The organism is Bradyrhizobium sp. AUGA SZCCT0222, assembly GCF_018130205.1.
In the GTDB taxonomy this organism is placed as follows: domain Bacteria; phylum Pseudomonadota; class Alphaproteobacteria; order Rhizobiales; family Xanthobacteraceae; genus Bradyrhizobium.
In genome coordinates this window covers 1-1,804 of record NZ_JAFCLX010000098.1, presented here as the reverse complement: position 1 = coordinate 1,804, position 1,804 = coordinate 1, and the positions used below count along the sequence as shown (strand labels likewise).

Below are 1,804 nucleotides of genomic sequence, written 5' to 3'. Positions count from 1 at the left end.
CACCGCGATCGACTGGCGGGTCGACAGCGCCTGGCTGTTGGCCGCTTCCTCGTTGGTATCGGCCAGCGTCAGGTTGGCCGAGCCGTTTTGCAATACGTTAATCAGGTTCTTGTTGAAGTCCTGGCGGATCTGCACGACCGACAGGTTGGAACCGAGTGAAGAGGCCTGCGTCCGCAACATGTCCGACGCATTGCTTATCTTGGCAATCGTCGCCTTGGCCGAGGCATTGTCCAGGAAGTCGGTGCCCGCCACCAGCGGAGCAAGGCCAAGGCCCGCCGCGCCAAACGTCACGCCCTTGATGTTCAATATGGACTTGCCGGTCTCGTTGAAGGTTAGCTTGAGATCGTCGCCGTTCAGCAGGTTGATGCCATTGAACGAGGCATCCTGCGCTGTCGTCGTGATCTGGGCGATGATGTTGTTGTACTGGGCCACCAGGTTGGAGCGAATGGTCTGCGAAGCCGCATCGGCGACCGGTGCGACGGTGACCACCGAAGCCGGCAGGAATGCCTTGCCCGCACCGGTCGCGGTGCCCGCGAGCGCGCCGACGGTGGCCGAAGCCGCGTCGTTGATCGTTGTGATCGTGATCTTGCCGGTGGTGTCGTCAACCGAAGCCTGCAGATTGTTGGGTGCCAGAGCCGCGTTGAGTTCGTTCAGCGTATCAACCTCCGCCCCGCCGGTACCGAACGTGATGCTCGACGCCGTGCCGCCGCCGGTCGCTGCGATCGTCAGGACGTCGCCCTGCGCAAGCGTGGCGCCCAGCAGGTTGGCTGAGGTTCCCCCGGCGTTCGCGCCGCTGGTGACGCTGGATTTGGGAGAATAGCCGGCGGTCGTCTGCAGCACCTGGTTGGCGATCGACTTCGCGGTATCGACCAGCTTCTGGAGCGAGGTGAGGCCGGTGTTGGCGGCCTGCAGGACCTGCACGCCGTTGCCGATGCCATCGAGCAGGTTGTTGATGTCGCTGGCCCGGTTGTCGAGCCCCGCGGCAGTGAAGTAGTTGGTAGGATTGTCGAGCGCCGTATTGACCTTCTTGCCGGACGAGAGGCGGTTCTGCGTGGTGGCGAGCAGGTCCGCGGTCGACTGAAGCGAGAGCAGGTTCTGGCGAACCGAGGCCGAAAGAACAACGGACATGTGTCAAACTTTCCTAGTTTATGTCCTCAGTTCTAGTCAGCTTCCTTTAAATTAAGGTAAACGCCGGCTTAAGCGATGTGATTAACGCTTCCTTACCGGAGGGCGCGCCACGCTTTTTCGCCCCGTTTTGGCCCTGGAACACAAAAAAGCGGCGGGGTTTCCCCCGCCGCTTGATCCTGAGACGTGGTCGAAATCAGCGCAGGAGCTGGAGCACGCTCTGCTGCGACTGGTTGGCGAGCGCCAGCGCGGACACCGCGATCGACTGGCGGGTCGACAGCGCCTGGCTGTTGGCCGCTTCCTCGTTGGTATCGGCCAGCGTCAGGTTGGACGAGCCGGTCTGCAGCACGTTGATCAGGTTCTTGTTGAAGTCCTGGCGGATCTGCACGACCGACAGGTTCGAACCGAGTGACGACGCCTGGGTGCGAAGCACGGTGCTGGCGGCGCTGAGCTTGGTCAGTGCGGCGTTCGCGGACGAATTGTCCAGGAAGTCCGTGCCCGAGGTCAGCGAAGCGAGGCCGAGGCCCGCTGCGTTGAAGGTCACGCCCTTGATGTTCAGGGTGGACTTGCCGGTCTCGTTGAAGGTCAGCTTGAGATCGTCACCGTTCAGCAGGTTGATGCCGTTGAACGACGCATCCTGCGATGTCGTCGTGACCTGGGTGATGATGTCATTGTACTG

The 1,804-nt window shown here is 61.9% G+C and carries 2 protein-coding genes; both read right to left on the bottom strand.

From position 1 onward, the window contains the following. The coding region (locus tag JQ629_RS36880; RefSeq protein ID WP_212416789.1) for a flagellin N-terminal helical domain-containing protein at positions 1-1,128 on the bottom strand (1,128 nt) is incomplete at its 3' end. Between the two features lie 193 nt (positions 1,129-1,321). Then, a partial coding sequence (locus tag JQ629_RS36875) for a flagellin (protein ID WP_283815992.1) occupies positions 1,322-1,804 on the bottom strand: 483 nt, incomplete at its 5' end.